Source organism: Serratia sp. ASV30, from assembly GCF_016428815.1.
Lineage (GTDB): Bacteria > Pseudomonadota > Gammaproteobacteria > Enterobacterales > Enterobacteriaceae > Chania > Chania fonticola_C.
Genome location: NZ_JAELTL010000158.1, coordinates 1 through 763 on the forward strand (window position 1 = coordinate 1; position 763 = coordinate 763).

General features: G+C 41.3%; 2 pseudogenes. Both read left to right on the forward strand.

Features of this window, described 5'->3' with window-relative positions:
• Positions 1 to 476, forward strand: a pseudogene (locus JHD74_RS25880) (type IV secretion protein Rhs); the annotation flags it as partial.
• Between the two features lie 10 nt (positions 477 to 486).
• Positions 487 to 763 (forward strand): annotated as a pseudogene (locus JHD74_RS25885) (DUF1963 domain-containing protein); the annotation flags it as partial.

The following is a 763-nucleotide window of genomic DNA, read 5'->3' on the forward strand; positions in this document are numbered from 1 at the left end:
ACCTGATAGGGCTGGCGGGGGGAATGAACCTGTATGCGTATGCGCCGAACCCTATTACTTGGATCGATCCGTTAGGACTCGCTGAACTTTTTTATCTGGGTATTTATGGTGGTTTAAATAGCGGTATCCATGTTGGCGATGGCTTACAAGCACATGAACTGATTCGCCATGAGTTTCTTAAACAATCAGGATTTGCCAATGACTCTCGTTTATGTGCTAACCCCTCGATTGCATTAGACCTTGATCATCATACTCGAGGACCATTAAAAGACTCCAGGGGTATTGGAGGTGTCCACTATCATGAAGCTCAGGTTAGAGCTCAGAGAGGGTTGGGACCTAACCAATTCGCATCTACGATCGCAGATGAATTAGATATAACAACTGAAGGAATGAGAAGGGCAGGCGTTCCTGAGTCAACAATTAGTAAATTACGAAGTAAAGCGGAAAAGTTCTATAATAAACTTTCTGGATGCTAACGAGGGGTCTATGCAAAAAATTTATCGGTTTATAGATGCACCTTTGCCTAATGAAGATAGTGGGGTTAAATTTGGTGGTGGGGCATTTATTGAGGGGGAATGGCCCAAAAATCCTATTGGAGAAGACTTGACGTTGTTGCTGACTATTGACAACGATAAGTTAAATGAGAGAGTGAATACATTTAAGTTACCTGAGGGTAAATACATATCTGTGTTCTCAACGTACAATGGAAATAGATATTTTCTAGATGATGTGGTTTTCTTTGGCGATGATGTTGAGTTAAATT